This is a genomic window from Pseudoalteromonas sp. C8, from assembly GCF_011378685.1.
In the GTDB taxonomy this organism is placed as follows: Bacteria; Pseudomonadota; Gammaproteobacteria; order Enterobacterales; family Alteromonadaceae; genus Pseudoalteromonas; species Pseudoalteromonas arctica.
Genome location: NZ_WTKT01000004.1, coordinates 119,432 through 136,830, shown reverse-complemented (window position 1 = coordinate 136,830; position 17,399 = coordinate 119,432). Strand labels below are relative to the sequence as shown.

Annotated in this window: 11 protein-coding genes; all 11 read left to right on the top strand. The window is 48.2% G+C overall.

Annotated features, from left to right (window positions below; genetic code table 11):
* Nucleotides 1-274 precede the first annotated feature (274 nt).
* The 11 genes from GQR39_RS05735 (at nt 275) to GQR39_RS05685 (ending at nt 17,377) form a co-directional block, all read left to right on the top strand.
* Nucleotides 275-2,404, top strand: a complete 2,130-nt coding sequence (locus GQR39_RS05735; protein WP_165735035.1) for a portal protein — start codon at nt 275-277, stop codon at nt 2,402-2,404.
* Nucleotides 2,405-2,407: 3 nt separating this feature from the next.
* On the top strand, nt 2,408-3,445 hold the full coding sequence (locus tag GQR39_RS05730) for a hypothetical protein (RefSeq protein ID WP_165735034.1): 1,038 nt from the start codon (nt 2,408-2,410) through the stop codon (nt 3,443-3,445).
* 742 nt (nt 3,446-4,187) lie between these two features.
* Nucleotides 4,188-5,327, top strand: coding sequence for a N4-gp56 family major capsid protein (locus tag GQR39_RS05725; protein ID WP_165735033.1), 1,140 nt, complete (start codon nt 4,188-4,190; stop codon nt 5,325-5,327).
* A gap of 49 nt (nt 5,328-5,376) precedes the next feature.
* A complete protein-coding gene (locus GQR39_RS05720) occupies nt 5,377-5,730 on the top strand; it encodes a hypothetical protein (protein ID WP_165735032.1) in 354 nt (117 codons plus the stop codon).
* A gap of 14 nt (nt 5,731-5,744) precedes the next feature.
* Complete coding sequence (locus tag GQR39_RS05715) at nt 5,745-6,410, top strand: DUF6682 family protein (RefSeq protein ID WP_165735031.1); 666 nt, start codon at nt 5,745-5,747, stop codon at nt 6,408-6,410.
* A complete protein-coding gene (locus tag GQR39_RS05710; protein ID WP_165735030.1) occupies nt 6,410-7,024 on the top strand; it encodes a hypothetical protein in 615 nt (204 codons plus the stop codon). The genes GQR39_RS05715 and GQR39_RS05710 overlap by 1 nt, the downstream gene beginning before the upstream one ends.
* A 101-nt stretch (nt 7,025-7,125) precedes the next feature.
* A complete protein-coding gene (locus GQR39_RS05705; protein ID WP_165735029.1) occupies nt 7,126-7,407 on the top strand; it encodes a hypothetical protein in 282 nt (93 codons plus the stop codon).
* A gap of 1 nt (nt 7,408) precedes the next feature.
* The gene (locus GQR39_RS05700; protein WP_165735028.1) at nt 7,409-7,978 is read left to right on the top strand and encodes a hypothetical protein; all 570 of its coding nucleotides are present in this window, start codon (nt 7,409-7,411) and stop codon (nt 7,976-7,978) included.
* Nucleotides 7,978-8,676 carry a hypothetical protein gene (locus tag GQR39_RS05695; protein ID WP_165735027.1) on the top strand — a complete coding sequence of 233 codons (699 nt, stop codon included), beginning with the start codon at nt 7,978-7,980 and terminating at the stop codon, nt 8,674-8,676. The genes GQR39_RS05700 and GQR39_RS05695 overlap by 1 nt, the downstream gene beginning before the upstream one ends.
* A 12-nt stretch (nt 8,677-8,688) precedes the next feature.
* A complete protein-coding gene (locus GQR39_RS05690; protein ID WP_165735026.1) occupies nt 8,689-10,578 on the top strand; it encodes a hypothetical protein in 1,890 nt (629 codons plus the stop codon).
* A 73-nt stretch (nt 10,579-10,651) separates the two neighbouring features.
* On the top strand, nt 10,652-17,377 hold the full coding sequence (locus tag GQR39_RS05685; protein WP_165735025.1) for a hypothetical protein: 6,726 nt from the start codon (nt 10,652-10,654) through the stop codon (nt 17,375-17,377).
* The last annotated feature ends 22 nt before the right edge of the window (nt 17,378-17,399 follow it).

Below are 17,399 nucleotides of genomic sequence, written 5' to 3'. Positions count from 1 at the left end.
ATAGTAGTGCTACTGTTATTATTAGTAAACAGTAAATAATAATAACAGGTCGCAACTTGGACGCTGAAAACATAAAGATGTTTATTGCACTAGGTGCTGTATTCGCTGCCATCGTGGGACTGTGGCACACCGTCGTAGTCGTCCCTATCAAAGAGCAGCTACGAAATAATAACACTAGCATTCGCACACTTGAGATAGATAGTGCGAAGCTAGACACCACGCTTAACGCGCTTACTTACGCTATAGAGCGTCTCACCGATAGATTGGATCGCTAATGAGCAAGAAGAAGAAAGTAGATTCTCGTATGGTCGCTCGTGATAATCAAACTCGATTTGAAGAGGCGAACAATACGAAGCACAAAGAGTTCATTGCCCGTGCAGTCCGTAACAACCAGTTCTATGCTGGTGAACAGTGGAATAAGGAAGACAAAGCGCGTTTAGATGCGGAAGGTCGCCCAGCACTCACACTGAATATGATCTTATCTACGGTCAACGCTATTATTGGTGAACAACTCGAACGTAAATTGGAAGTCGTTTACCGACCTAATGACTACGGTGATGAAGACACTGCGTTTGCGTTGAATGCTATTACCCGCAATATTCTCGCCACAAACAACTTTGATGACAGTGAAGAAGATGTGTTTGCCGATGGCCTAATCTCTGGTCGTGGCTATTACGATGTACGCATGAACTTCGAGAAGAACTTGCAGGGTGAGGTACAGATTACTTCGGAAGACCCGATTGATATTATTCCTGATGGTGAAGCCAAGAACGCTGACCCTTCAACGTGGAACGAATGCTTTATATCACGTTGGCTTACGCTTGATGAAATCGGTGCTGAGTATGGCTGGGAAAAGGTAGAAGGCCTAGAACGCTTGGTCGATACCAACAGCTTTAACACGGACGATAATTTCGAATATTTTGAGCATACATTCGGTGGCGCTGACCGTACATCAACTCTTGATGAAAGTGATAGCCGAGAACTGCGCCGTGTCCGTGTAGTTGAGCGCCAGCACTATCGCGTGTCAGAACAGTTCCACTTTGTTGATATGGTAACGGGTAACATGCGTCCTGTTCCTTATGGCACGAGTAAAGAAGAACGCGAAACGTTTGCTGAGCATTATGGCCTAGACCTAGTTAAGCGCAAAGGCCGACGCGTTCGTATGACCACAACGGCTGATGACATTGTGCTGCATGATGATTGGTCTATCTACCGCTCGTTCACAATCGTACCGTTCTTCGCGTACTTTAGACGAGGCCACCCATTCGGTCCTGTTGATAACCTAATCGACCCACAGAACTTGTTGAACAAGACAAGCTCGCAGGAATTGCACATCGTTAACACGACAGCAAATAGTGGTTGGGTTATCCAAGAAGACTCGCTTGTGGATATGGAGGCCGAAGACCTTGAGGAACGCGGTGCTGAGACAGGCCTAGTGCTACAGTACAAACGTGGCTACGAAAAACCAGACAAGATTCAGCCTAACCAAATCCCTACAGGTATTGACCGTATTTCGCAAAAAGCGGCAGCTACTATCCGTGAAATATCGGCAGTGAATGCGTCAATGTTGGGTACGGCTCGCGCTGACCAATCAGGCCGTGCGCAAGAGGCCGCTGTGGGTCGTGGTCAAATTCAAGTGTCTGTTATCGTAAGTAACTTGAAACGTGCGCGTCGCAGAGTGGGTAAGAAGGTGCTTGAGTTGGTACAGGACTTCTACAGCGAGACTCGTTACTTTAAGGTGACGGGTAACAGCATAATGGCTGGTGAAGAACGTACGGACGACGTGGGTATCAATGTTCCTGAGGAAGATGGCAATATTCTCAACGATGTTACCGTTGGCGATTACGAGGTTGATATTAGCTTTAGACCTTCTGGCGGCACAATGGCTGACCAAGAGTTTGAAGAAGCTCTGCGCTTACGTGAAATGGGTGTCGCTATTCCTGACCATGTTATCGTTCAGCACTCTAACCTTACTAAACGCGGCGAACTTGCTGAGTTCCTTAAGCAGAGTCAAGGCTTTGGCGAACCTACCGAAGAACAAGCAGCACTCGAAGAAATGCAAGTCGAACACCAAATCAACATGCTTCGTAAAGAACTTGAGAAGACGGATGCTGACATTGAAGTGGCATTGGCTACAGCTAAAGAGAAGATGGCTAAAGCTGACTCTCTGATGGGCTTTAATCAAGCGCAGATGGAACTTAAACGCTTAGAACAAGAACGTGCAACGAAAGAGCAAGAGCTTTCTCTACGCATCGCACTGGCCGCTAGAGGACACCAGAATCAGAACGCTATGAATGACAAACGTATTTCTAGCCAAATCGCTATGAAATCTATGGATATGGCGTATACTGCCTCGGATAAAGATAGCAGTAACACTACTAAAAATAATAAGAAGGGTAACTAATAAATGGCTGCAAACCATAACGGCTTAGACGCAACATCTGTAATCGTTGATGATTACATTCCACCAACTCCTGCTGAGCGCGGCGACTTCGTAGATGAAGATGACGCGCCTGCTGACGAACCCGAAGAAGAACTGGACGAGCTAGAAGAAGACGAGCCAGAGGAAGATGCGCCAGAAGAAGACGAGCCAGAAGAAGACGAGCCAGAAGAAGACGAGCCAGAAGAAGACGCGCCAGAAGAAGACGCGCCAGAAGAAGACGCGCCAGAAGAAGATGCGCCAGAAGAAGATGCGCCAGAAGAAAAGCCAGCGAAGGGCAAGAACAAGCGCCAAGTGCCACTCGACCGTTTGAACAAAGAAATCTCAAAGCGTCGTGCGTTAGAGACCCAACTGACCGAACTTCGCAAAGCGCCAGAGGTTGCACCGCCAGAGACTAAAGCGCCTGAACCTGAGGCTACAGGTATTTCGCGTGAAGAATTTGAAGGTATGCAGGAAGCAATGCTTGATGGCGAGACAGACAAGGCATTCGAGATATTTGGCAAGATGATGAGCAGCCAGAACCAAGCGGCTCAAAGCCTTACAGAAAAAGACGTTGCAGACCGTGTTCGCAGTGAGATTAACCAAGACCGTGCGACTGCTGAACTGGTTAAAACGGCTACTGATTTATCGGTTCAATATCCTGAATTAGATAGTGCGGGCGATGATTCGGACGACGGCTTGATTGAAGAAGTTGTTGAAATGCGCGACCTGTACGTTGAACGTGGCTTATCACCATCTGACGCGCTTAAGAAGTCAGTACGTCTAGTTGCGTTAGAGAACGGCTTAAAAGACCGTACAGCTAAGCCTAAGGCCGATATGGCTAAGCCTGCTAAGCGATTAAACAGCAAAGCTAAACTAGATGCTGCTAAAAAAGAACGTGGCAAGCTAGGGGGGTCAGGTGGAAGTAGCCGCCCTAAGGTGGATATTTCGCGATTAGGGGATGAAGAGTTCGGGAAACTGAGCAAAGAAGCGTTAGCCACCGCACGTGGCGACTACATCGCTTAACCTCTGCTAGAGCCAACCTTAAGGTTGGCTTTTCTTTGGTGGTAAGTTTGTCCATTCGGGAACTTGCCCACGCTCTGAAACCCCCATCATTGCTAGGTTTCCACTGTCGTTCAGGAATACGCGCACTGATGTACCATTTGAAAAGTTTACGGCGTAAGGTTTAAAACTCTCGGCGGGGTAGCCCATCCTACCGTTCAGCTCAACTAGGCTGCATGTCGCAGCACGAATAGCCTTGGCTCGCTTGCTCGCTGTGTACCGTATCGTAAGGCGGGCAGCCTCTTCGCACACGGCAGCTTCATCCCATTTTGGCGTTATGTAAACACCGTCTGGTATTGGCAGATTGCGTGCCACATAGTTTATGTAAGTCCTCCATGAAACGAACGCGACTGACAGACTTACGCAGACTAGCATTGTTATTTTTGATGTTTTGTCCATTGTGTATATCCCTAAATTTTCGAACGGCCAGTATATAGAGGCATTTACGCATGTCCACTCTATCTGAAAATAAACCCTTGATTAGTAGTGATACTGTTTACATGGTGCAGTAGTGTTGCTACTATTGAAGCATATTCAAGGTGATACCTTGTAAATCAATCCTGCCCCACAGCTCAGTCATGCCGTGCATACATTTCGATAGACCCACGTTACGGGACGACTCAAAACACTTGGATTTATTAAGTCCTCTGTTTGTCGTTTCGCAACAAGCCAACGGCTCAGGGACTAACGAAGGATATGCACTGTAATGGCAAAAACTAATTTCTCAGCGTTAGATGATGACGCTAAAAAAGTATGGTCACGTGATACGTGGCATCAAGCACGCGACAAGATGTTCGTGTCTAAGTTCATGGGTTCGGGTCAAAACGCAATGATCCAACGTATTACGGAGCTGACTAAATCAGAACGTGGTACAGAAGCAGTTGTAACCCTTGTTCCAGATATGCACGGCGACGGTATTGTTGGTGACAACGAGCTGACCGGTAACGAATCAACATTAACTGCGCATCAAGACAAAGTTGAAGTTGACCAATTACGTAACGCAGTGAAGAACACGGGTAAAATGAACGACCAGAAAACGGTTGTTAACTTCCGTGAACAAGCGCGTGACCAGCTATCTTACTGGTTATCAGACCGTTTAGATCAGATGACATTCCTACAACTAGCTGGCTTAGATTTCGCGCAAACGAATGATGGTCGAGTACGTCCTGGTCAGGGCTCTAATGATGACAACTTGTCTGACTTAGCGTTCAACACTGACGGCGGCCTTGCCTCAACGTCTGAGCGTCACCTTATGTGTATTAAAGGCGGCCAAGTTACTGAAAGTGACACGACTGCTATTACTGCCCAAGACAAACTAGGCTACGACCACATTGTACGTTTACAAGCGATTGCTAAGACTCGTTACATTCGTGGTATTCGTGGCACTGGCGGTTCAGAAGTTTACCACTTGTTCCTACACCCAATGGCACTTGCTGCACTGAAATTAGACCCTGATTTCAAAGAGAATGCGCGTCATGCGGGCGTTCGTGGCGACAGTAACACATTGTTTGCTGGCGGCGAGTCTTACATTGTTGATGGCCTACACATCCATGAGTTCCGTCATGTACCAACTACGCTTGGTGTTGCTTCGGGTTCTAAATGGGGTGCGGCTGGCACTGTTGAGGGTTGCATGGGCTTACTATGTGGCGCTCAAGCACTCGGCTTTATTGACCTTGATAGCCCTTCATGGGATGAACGAGACCATTTCGATTACGGTAACAACTTCGGTATCGCGTACGGCAAAATCTTCGGTATGAAGAAAATGCAGTTCAAAGATGCTAAGAAGACTGCTGACCGTGCTGTTAAACAAGATTACGGCGTTCTACGTATCGACTTCGCGATCTAATTTGCAGGGGGTGGTGACGATTACCCCCGACCTCTAAAGAGACAAAAACATGAAATTGAAAAACTTTACTCGCGACACTATCCGTGTAACTGCCCGCATTGGCGGCCATGTTATCCGTTTTAAATCTGGCGAAGAACGCAGCGTTCCACAACACCTTGAAGAAGATGCAATTCGCGCAGGCCTAGTGCCACTTGATGACATTATGGATATTGCGGAGCGTGAAGCCGAGCTTGCATCTGTGATTCAGTCTCATAAAGACGCTGAGGCTAAAGCAGAAGTGGAAGCCGCAACGGAACAGACGAAAGCGTTAGAAGAAGCCGCAAAAAAAGCTAAAGCAAGTGAAGCAGCTAAGAAATCCGCGGCAACACGTGCCGCGAACGCAGCTACTAAAGCATCTGAGTAATAGGGAAAAACGTCATGTTAACCGTAGGAACAATACTAACAAACCGCGTCCGTGTACTTTTACGTGATATTGACGAGGGCGGTGTTCAATGGCGTGACCCTGAGTTAATCCAATGGTTTAACGAAGCTTGTGCCGAGATTGCCCGTGTACGTCCTGAATCATGCAGCAGCACTGAAACCTTTAACTTAAGCGCAGGCTCTAAACAGAGTGTAGCGGCGCTTGGCGCATCGCGTGTGCTAGAAGTTGTTTGTAATATGGTGGGGGAAGATGAAGGTCGCTCAGTTCGTCGTGTCGAACGCGCTACACTGGATAACGAAGACCCTAACTGGATGGCCGCTACTAAAACGCTAACAGTCTTCCGCTACAGTGTAAGCCTTACTGACCCACGAACTTTCTATGTGTACCCACCTACAATTGGTGAGAATGGTTTAATGATGGTTATTGGCACTACGCCAGCAGAGGTTTTATCACTTGATGAACCGTTCCCATTACCTACGATGTACGCCGCTTGTGTAGCTAACTACATTTTGCATCGTGCGTTTGGTAAGTTCACTGAATCGGAAGGAATGCAGGCTCGCGCGCAAAGTTACTACAATGTGTTTACGGCTCAAATTGGTGACACACAAGCTAGCATGGAAAGCGACAATGGTGTGACACGTGATCCAATAGGGGCTCGTTAATGGCTAACGTCCAAGAATGGGTAGACAGTATCCGCATGGACGTTTCAGAGCCGTTAGACCCTACAGTGGCGCGACAGGTACGTTATGCCCTGCAAGAGTTTTTTAGGACTTCGGAAGTGTGGTTACATACTGAGCGCATTAAACTTGTAGAGGACACTGCGGCACTTCAAATGTTACCTGAGGAAACTTATGTAGCGTCAACGAAGTTCGCTTATTTCGAGCCTGAGGGTCGTAGTGACCGTTTTAAGCTTGTTAGTGAACTAGCTCACCGTATCAGTAAAACAAACCGTGTGGGGTCATTCTCGCACAGTGGTAACACTATCATTTTAGACGCGTTTGAAAAGGGTACGCTTGAGGTATCGGTTGTTGTGCAGCCCACCCGAAACATAGAAAGCGTACCCGACTCGTTAGCTGACAAATGGTTTGATGTTATAAGGCGTGGAGCTATTGCCCGTTTACTGTCGATGCCAGATGCTACTTGGGCTAACAGCCGAGCGGCCGCAACGTACGAAATGCACTTTCGCGAAGGTATCGACAAGGCTAAGCGTGAGGCACGTGATGACCGCAGTCGCCCGAAACGTTCGGTGCAGTTTAATACAGGATTTTCATGGTAAGTGATCCATTCAGTGTTGAAGACATAGCAAGGGTTTTCCCTACAATTAAGCCGTTCATTGAGCGGCTTTATCGTGAGTTCGGGGGCTACCCTGAGCATGAGGTGGAACGTCTGTTACTCGTTGGTGCAGCTACTTTACATTTAGTGGGGGAAGATGCGTTCCTAATTGCCCAATGGTCTGAGAATACGTGTCACGTTTTATGTGCGGCTTCGTTGAAAGGCCACCTTGATTCATGGCCTGATGTTATTAGTGATACTACTAGCTATGTCAAACAGTTGGGGTGTAGTAAACTGACTTTCACCAGCCCAAGAGAAGGCTGGGGTCGCGTGGCAGCGCAAGTAGGTTTCCACGTTGAATCAAAGACGTATGCTATGGAGTTTTGAAATGTCTAGTCCAGAGAAGCCCACCACCCCTGAGGGGGAGAAAATGCAGGTCAAGCTTGCAAGCAAGATGTTCGAGGAAGGAACAACCGTAAAAGAGGGGTCGCGTGATGCGTTCATGGCCTCAAACCGCCGTGACGAGCGTTCTAACCTTATGTCCCGCGTTGGTGCAGAGTCCGCCAGCATTAGTCGTACACGCCTTAAAAAATCACGCTCAGGTGGCGAGTTTAAGACTGTTGATGGTGGCGTTGATGTGCAGTCTACTGGCATTTCTGCAACGGGCAAAGGCGGGCGTTCTTATGGCACTGAGGGCGATATTGTTCGTCAAGATACCTCAAGCACAGCGCGCGTGGCACGTAGCATGGCAGCAGTGGGTCAGCAACGTTCGTTAAGTGATTTCACGGACTCTAATAAGAAGACACAAGCATTCCTAGATATCGGCGTGGCGGCGACTTCGGCCTATGCCCGTTCGGATGGTTTCGATGAGAAAAACAAAGAGGAAATCGGTGGTGAGGTGTCAATTTTCAGCCCGCTATCTGCCTCAAACTATGACGAGATGGGGAGAACTACATAATGCCTACTGTAAAGCAGACGACGACTAGTGGGGCTATTACGCCATCTAATTCGCAAACTGTTGCGCTCGCCAAACAAGAGAAAACATATGGTCCGGGCAAAATTGGAATGGTGCAACGAGCCGCCGACGCAAAGCTTGATGAAAAGTCGTATGAAGACTCGCTTGAAGATATGTACCGCCAGCAAGTCCTTGACTATGAGCAGAACACATTGCCCGTTGTTGACGACCTTGTAGACGAGTCGAAAAGTACGTCAATCGTTGATACGTCACGCAAGCTAAGCGATGGCCTAGGCGAGAAGACGGCGAATACTGTTGATCGCCAATTGGGTTACAGCATGAGCGGCCAACTAGCATCGCAAAGTAGCGCAATGGATCGGACACAAACAAGAGGTGTTGCGACAGCTCGAAGCGCTGTTATGACCCAAGCGCATGAAGACCAACGCGTTAAACAACAAGCAGCCCGTACACAGCTAATGAGTATTGGTGAGCAGTTGCAAGCGACGGGCACGGCCTCTATGTCACAAGCATACCAAGCTAAGCAGCAACGTGACGCAGCGTATAAATCTGCTAAAGGTGGATTTATGACACAGGTTGGCGCAGTGGCAGGCGGCGTTATTGGTGGCTTTGTAGGTGGGCCTATGGGTGCAGCTGCGGGTGCTTCTCTTGGTGGTGCGGCAGGCGGCGCTATCAGTAACTAATAAGGAATGATCATGGCAGGATATGGCATGCACGATGGCACAGCCATCATTAATGCAATTGGGCAGTACGCGGATTACACCGAGCGTCAGAAAGATAAGACGTACGCGCGTAACCGACAAGCAAAATTAGATGAAGAACGTTCGTCACGACAAGCTATTGCTGACAACCGTTCGGAAACGTTGTTCAACAGACAGACGGACGAGTACGACAACAAGGTAGCTGAGCGTGACCAATCTAAGCAGGCGCGTCAGTCTTATGTAGACAGTATATCGGGTGATATTGATGCGCAGGAACAGGCCGCAATTCAGCGCAACCAGCGTTTGTCTCGCTCTGTTAGCCGCAGTGGTGACGAAATTACCCCTGTAGACAATGGCGATGGCACGACTTCATTTGGTGTTCTAAAAGATAACGGGGAACAAACGCAGCTAACGTCAAACCCAAACGATAACAAGAGTAAGCCGCTTCGTGCCAAGAACGAAGACTTACCGCGCCTACAGGAACATGCACAGCGCAGTATTGATATTGCTGAAAAGAATGGCGTTGAACCTGAAAACCATTCGGCCTATATCCGTGCAGGCTTTACCTCAGATGAAAATGGCAACATTCGTGAAGCCAGTGAATCGGAGTTTATGTCTAACCTTAAGTCTCATGGACTGTTGAAAGGTAAGCAGACTTCACCTGACAGTGATGTGCCTATCAATGCGGGCGAAGGTGCGCCAACTGTTAAGCCTGAGGGCGATGGTTCTGTAACAGCTAGCGACTTGGCGAACCCGATAGGTTTCGTGCAGCGTAAGATGGCAGAGAGTGTGTTTGTTGGCCTCGAACAGATGTATAACAAAGGTGCAGCGGGTGCTAGAAAAATCATGGAAGCGGGTAACTGGTTGTCTGATGGCGCTAAGGAACGTGGCTTTGGTGATACGGTTAAGAAGACGGCCAACCAATTCGTTATGGGCAAAAATGCTAAAGCTAGTATCGAGAAAAAGGGCGAGGTTAAGATACTCCCTAGCAATAAAGTAGAAACGCCGGAGGGTGTCGATGACCTTGTGGATACCAAAGAAACGGTAGAGAGCATGGGTTCACCACCGCTTAAGGCCAGAGCAGAGCTTAAGCCTGTGTTGCAGTCCGATGATGTTGAAACGCGTATGCAAGCCATTCATGAAAAGTATGCAACTCGCCGTAAACGTGCTGCTGTTGTGGGTGAGCTTTACCTTACTAATAACATTGACGAAGGTCAGATGCGTAACTACATGGAAACGGGCGATATGCGTGTGTCTAAGATGGAATTGGACAAGCATAATGTGGCACTTGATGTGGCAGAGGCCAGAGGTCAAGCGGCCGTAGCAACAGCCGAAGCAAAACGCTTTGATGCCCAGCGCAAGTATGTTGACTTAGCGGGTAAGAATTATAAAAGCGATGTTAAGCGCCGAAATGATGCGTTGGAGTTCCTACAGGATGAAGGTTCTAATATTGCTGATTGGTATAGTGGTCGAATGGGGCTTAAAGGACAACAAGCTGCGGGTGTTCGTGGCCGTGTTAAAGCGTTGGCAACAAGCCTTATGGGTAGCGAAACGTTCAGCATTGACCAGATGAAAGACCCTAAGTTCGGCGCTATGTTCAATGAGGGTGTTCGTTCGTTCTTGGCAAATAAAGGAGAGGACAACAACCTGTCTGCTGAGACTGTTCTACCATTTATCAATACAGCATTGGGTAAGTTCAAGCCAAACGCGGCACAGACGATTTTAGGCGCGTCTAAGAACTCAGGCCGTTCGCTTCGTGAGGTGCGTAATGCGTATGATAAAAAGCTAATGAGATATTCAGATGCCGCAAAGGAAAAGGGCTTAGACTGGAATGAAGAACGTCAAAAACTGTTTGATACAGGTTTTACTTCCGACAACCTTTAGTAGTAATACTGTTAAAGTAACTAAGTAGTAGTGTGATAAAATCCCTAACAGTTAAATGTTAGGGATTTTTTGTATGAACGAAGACGAGTTAATGGCTAGGTTACTTGAACCAAATGATGGTGATAGAGCATTGGCAGAACAACAGGCCAATACAGATAAACGCGATATTGAGCTGCGCGATGGCGACAGTGGCGGCATTGGTGGCGAAAAAGATGCACGTGCTAAAGGCTTTAACAGCGTTGAACGTGAGCATGATTGGCGTAGCGACTCAAATATTAATGCGGGGCTAGAACAAGAATTGTCGCAGAGCATTATTGACGATGGCGGCTACGTAGATGCTGGCGGTGAACGCGGGGCATATGGGCGTAAAATCTCTACGTTTCGTGACAAGAACGGCCTAGACGTTGCGGGTGATTTAGTACGTTCGGGGGCGGCAATGCCAACTCAAGATGCTGATTCTATGCAAGCGTCACTAACAGGTATTACGCGTCGCGCACTCGGTTACGAGTCTACCAGCAACACAGATATGAACGCTGTAGGCCAAGAGCTTCGCGACACAAACGACGAGTTTACATCATGGATGGGCGGTGAGTTCCAACCCAAAATACGTGACCGCCGTGGTACGTTTAGCCGTGCATTTGATCGCGGAACGGATGAAACTAAAGCCGCATTAGGTGGCGCGCTAAACTATATCGGTGAATCACTTGGCAATGACGAGTGGAAAGAAGAAGGTGAGCTTGTTGCATTTGAACATGGCGTAGCAGCCTCCGCTAACAAGCGTCAATTCGAGTCAGTCGATAAGGTTCAAGGCTTTGGCGATGCAGTAGATTATGTTGTTGAAACATTGGGCGAGGCTGCTCCTGGTCTTATTGTTGATGCGATAGCAACTGCGGGTACTGTTGCAGTCGGCGCGGCTACAGGCGGTACGGGTGCTGTTGTTGGTGCAGGCCTAATGGGTGCAATGCGCGCTACGGCAACGCGTTCGTTAATGAAGGGTGTTAAGGCTGGATTGTACGCGGGGCCTGCTGTATCTGGTTTTGCTCAGGCAGCGGGGGCGATGGAAAATCGTCTTGATGCTTCGGGTAATGAAGACCACGGCAGCTCTACATTGGCCTCAGGCCTTGTGGGTGCGGCGACTAATGCGCTTCCATTTATTGCTGTTATGAGCAAATCACTTAGAGCCACAGGAATGTCAGAGGCAGCGGCGCAACCTGTCCTTGATGCATTGGCTAAACCATCGGTTGCAAAGCGCTTAAAAGACGTTATGAATACCGCCGCATTGGGTGCAGGCATCGAAGGTGCTACCTCCACAGCGCAAGTAGTGATTGATGAAGTTATTGCAACCGAAATGGGCGGCACTGATTGGAATCTTGAAACACGCGATATTGTTGAAGCGGGCATTCGAGCTGTTATTGGGGGTGGTGCTGTCGGTGGTATCGCATCGAGCTTGGGTAACTCTGTTGGTTACATGCGTGACTACAACGAAGCTAGACGCGGTGCTGATGCTGAGGGCGAAGCTGTTGATGCTCACGGCTGGAAAGAGGACACCGTAGAAGAATCTGAAAACGAAGCGCCTGCATACGATGGGTCTGAGTCGTTAGAACTGAATGTTGAACGTGTTGCAAAGCGTAAGCCTAAGGCGCGTAAAACTGCTGCGGGTGATGATGCCGATGTTGATGCGGGTGTTGTAGGCCAAGGGCAATTTGACTCTATGACCTCTCGCGATGTGCCGAATCTTAAGACTGAACGCTACGATGAATTACGTAAGATGCTTGAGCCTGAGGGCAAACCGCTTGATGAGAAACAGGTAGGGGCACTCGTTGACTCGGGAACACTTACGGATGAAGAACTGGCGAGCTATTCAGCCGATTCTCATTACGGTTCTAAAACACCGTTGTCGGGTGGTTATGACAAGGCCAAAGGGGATGCAGCCCTTGCTAATGTGTTCCGTAAAGTCGTTAGTATGTCACGCGAAGGTAAGCTTAAACTGACTGACGAACAACGCGAAAAGCTAACAATGGCCGAAGATGTGGGCACAGATGTTGCGCTTAAAGGGGCGTTGGGTGCTATCAATCCTGAGTTCAATAACATTGTCTACCGAAACGCTAACAAGTTCGATGGCCGTGCGATGTTCCGTGACTACTCCAAGGTTAAGTCTGCCCGCATCAAAAATAGCGAGCGCATCAAAAAAGAGTCCAAAGTAGAGAAAAACATTGATAACGCACCAACGGTTAAAGTTCCTAAAGGCAAAGCGCCGACGACTAAAGAGAAGAACGTACCAGATAGCGCGCCTACTTGGATTAAAGAAGGTCGCAAGCCAAGCAAAGAAGAACTAGACGAGTCGATGACTATGTTGTCAGATGTTAAGGACAAGCTGGCTATTCGTATTCGTGGTGTGATCCAAAGTAAGGGCAAAGATACACAGGCCGCTAAAGATATATTCGATACACAATTAGCCACTACCCGTAAGCAGCTTAACGAGGTCGGTCAACACTACGAACTTGAGCGTACTAGCTCACTCGAAGCTGACAAACTTTCATTGTTGACTAAGATTGCAGACAGTAGCGAAAATGGCACAACGGCTAAAGCAGAAGTTAAGGCCAAACCCAAACCAGCCCCTACGACTGTTGTTGGTAAGCTTGATTACCTTAAACGAGAGTTGGGAACGCGTACGGCCAGTGATGGCGATATGGGTAAACTGTTGGAAGCTGAAAAGCAGTTCAACAAGAATGCTAAGGACAATGACGCGTTAGACCCAAGTAAACTTACACCGGTTGTGCGTAGCTTATTGGGCAAACGTGACAGCTTTAAAGACAAGCCAGATGACCTTAAGAAAATCGACGCATTACAAGCGCGTGTTGACAAGTTCGAGTTCAACGAAGCCTATAAGAAAACCGTCAATAAGATGTACGAGGACACTGCTGCCGATAGGTCGCGTCGTGAACTTGGCGACAGGAACGACCAACAACTAGCGTATGCTGAACGTGGTGAAGATGGCGCGGAACGTAGCATTGGCGATGTTCAAAGCACGATTGACACCACATCAAACGACCTAGAAGTTGCGGCAAACTATACTCGTAGAACCTCTGCGGCGGTCGATGCTTATCAGCTACTTCGCAAAGTGCCTGGTCTAAACGCAAGTGGCTTAGTTAAGTTCATGCGTGAGTCGGTTAAGCCTAACGAACGTGAGCTATTGCTAGGAAATCGTTTGCCTAAACGCAGAAGTGCAAACTCTAAGGCCATTGATAACCAGAACTCGAACAAGACTAACCAGTTCGCTAAAGGTTCAGAGAAGCCGCCAGCCTTTACATTCGGTGAGCAAGAGAAGCGTCCTGACTCTAAGCATGTGTCAGAGGGTACGATTAAAAAGCTTAAGGAATACTTGGAAAATGACGACCTATCTGCATTCGGTACTCTACTGTCAAAAATTGGCATACTTCCGAAAGATAGTGGCATAGGCCAGTTAGCTAAGGCCAGCCCCGAAGAACGATTAATATCTAGTGTTCGTAGCTCATTTGCCAGTAATAAGCGTGTGCGTAATGCCCGTGACGAGGCGGGTCAAAACCGTAGTGACCGTGGCGTGATGGCACGTGATAACGAAAGTGGTAAGGTAATCCGCGTTGATGTTGATGCGGTTACGCGCTGGGCTATGCGTGAAGATGATGTTGATTTTAACGACTCGTCGGGCAAAGACCTTAACTTTATCAATGAGCTTTCAAACTCTGTGCTTAGCGGTATTTCAGCATTGGCCGATTTAAGACTGCCTGATGGCCGACCTGTATTCAGCTTTGATATGAACACAATTCCCGACGATTCCGTTGTTTACCGAATGAATGGCGACAAGCTTGCGTCGGTAACTATGGGTGCAATACGCGCTAACGTTTACCACAAAGGCCGTAAGTACAACAAAAAAGTTGATGTTGTTCGTGCGCCTCATGTTGACCGTGCTGTTAGGCCATTGCTTCGTAAGATTGGGTTAAAACTGTCGGATGCCCCAGAGCTTAAGACCGTTATTGCTACCGCAGAACACGCGGTAAAAGTGGGTAACTTGCTGCCTAAAGAGTTGGTTTCGTTGGTGTCGGGTATTGAGGGCAACATGCGCAAGACTCGCACACTGTCTGACCTTATGCCTGAAGATATTGGCAATGTGTACCGTGATGAAGTCTCTTACGATGATGTGCATACACTGGTTCAGCGCTCAATTGATGAAGGCAAAATCTCAGAAGAACGAGGCGATGACATACTTCGTGATGCGCGTTCGGGCGTGTTCGATAAAGACTACGAGCAAGCGGCTAAAGATGGCGGTGAGCTTACGATCAAATCAGAACGTGTAGACAATGAAATCGCTAACCGTGATGAAATATCGGAAGTCGCTAACACTCGTGGCGCAATCCGCAAAACACGTAAAACTGAAAACCTTAGCGGCAAAAAGGAAACGGCTACCCGTGAGGCACTAACTGAGAATGCAGCCAAAGCTCGCGAAGACTTTGAACTTGCCAAAAAGAGCAAGGGCGATGATATGGTTGCCGAAGTAGAGCGCGCCAGAGTGGAGCATACCGAAGCAAGACGCGCCATGAAGCGATCACTTGTTGACGCAATACGCCGTGATGATGTTAAAGGCCACAGTAAAGCGGCCATTCGTAACGCGCATGGTGATTTAGACAATGCACCAAGCGACCTGTTACATGCAGTAGGTAGTCAAGAACGTAACAACTCACGCAAGCCATTCGTTAATAAAGGCGACTTCGGTGATGCGTCAGATGTGCACCGCGATATGGTACAGGCCAAGCACCGATTAGAGCGCCTTAAGGGTATTAAAGCGGTGGCTGATGCGTCAAAAGAGGGGGTCGATGTTAAGGCCGCTATCCTGTCCGAAGCACAAAGACGTATGGAAATAGCGGAACTGGCACTCAAAAGCCACAAGGACAATGATGTTGGTGTGGGCACTGATATTAGCAAAGGCCGTAAGATACAGCTTAATCGTAAGCTGATGAAAGTTGTTAAGCGTAACCGTGGCCTAGCGAAGAAATCCATGTTCCGCTTGTTAGAAATGACACGTACGCGCCTTGAACGCATCCATCCTGACGCAGCACTACGCGCAGATAAGTTTACGGCCATTCAGCGAAACGCTACAGAGTATTACGCCTCAAGAATAGGCAAAGATGTTGGTAACAACAAAGCCATTCAGAAAGGCTATGAGGACAGCGTGCGCAAGGTGAATAGTCCTGAACGTACTAAGTATGAGGCATTCCTTAAAGACCTGAATGAATACACCCGTAAAAACGACAAATCGTTTGAGTCAGTAAGTTCTAAGGTGCATTTAGATACACACGTTATTGAGCGCAATAGAGAGGGCTTTTTGTCTATCCTCCGCGAAGGTAATGTAAAGAATCCTGAATCGCTCTTAGAGTCTATTTTAGAGGGTCGTGGCTACCCTGAGTTTGCTATTCGTCCAGAGCTGTCGAACCCGCCAAGAGCAGGCCGTAAGGTACTTGATCCACTTTACGATAAACTGAAAGAGGGTAAGTTCGTTGACACCGATGCGCCGCGCCACTTGTTACGTCTAGTTAATTCGGCTACAAGCTGGGCAGCATGGAACAAAACGCATGGCTCAATGGTAGATGGGAAATGGGATTCTAATGGCGAGTTTAACCGTATTCAGAGTGAAGTACATACGGGCAACCGCCACGAGTTCTCTAAACTTTACCAAGGTGTTACAGGCCGATTAGGTATGAGTATGTCACCTAAGTTACGCGCCCTTAACTCTGCGGCACTTGGTTTCCAAGCGGCTACGGTTCTGTGGTTCACTGGCCTAGCGAGTATCCCTGAGGTTGCGGCAACTTACGCACGTATGCGCGGTGATACCGATGGAATGCTCAACGATGCTAAAAGCGTACTGACCAGCGTAGGCCGTGAGAAAATGTACAAGGTGGCACGTGATTACGACATTATAACCAATGACGCTATCGAGCATTCGCTACAAGAAATGTACAACATGAATGACCTATCGACAGGCCGTGTGTCGCAGAAGATACAAGGCACTGTGTTCAGGCTGAATGGGCAGAATTATGTAACTAAGATGACACGCGCCATTGCAACGAAAGCGGCTGAACGCTACATGATACGTGCCGTTGAAGAAGGGTCGAGCGGTGTTGCCCGTTTGAAAGAGCTAGGCGTTACTGCTAAAGATGTTACGGAGTTCAAGGACAAAGCCGACCTGAATACGCCAGCGGGTAAACGCTATCGTGATGCTGTTCACCAATTTGTGAATGAGGCTGTTACGAATCCGCGCGCTACTCAGCTCCCATTGGTGGCGAATGATCCACGTTTCCTGCTTGTCACGACACTTAAGAAGTTCTTCTATGGCTTCTACGATAACGTGCACAAGTCATTAGCAAAAGGCTTCAAGGACAAGGACAGCAGTGTCAATCCTATGATGGCCGTTGCTGTAACCGCAGCGGTTGCCGTACCTCTTGCGTTGGTTGCAGAGGTTATCCGTGAACAGATTCGATACCCGTTTGGTCGTCCTAAATGGCAGGGCGAACGTAACATAGGGGATTGGGGCGGCGCTGTCTTTGCGGCTACTGGACTTCTCGGTCCTGCGACAATGGCAGAGTCAATATATGCGGGCACTACATATGGTAATCACCCCGTTGTGGCGGCAGCAGGGCCGAGTGCCCAATTCGCTGTGGACGTTGCTACGCTTGAAATGCAGCCGAGCCGTATTGTCCCGCTTGCTAACCAAATCCCTTGGCTTGCGCAACCAATCAATGAGGGGGTCAAGAATTTGATTAAATAAAGTAGTAATACTGTTACAATGC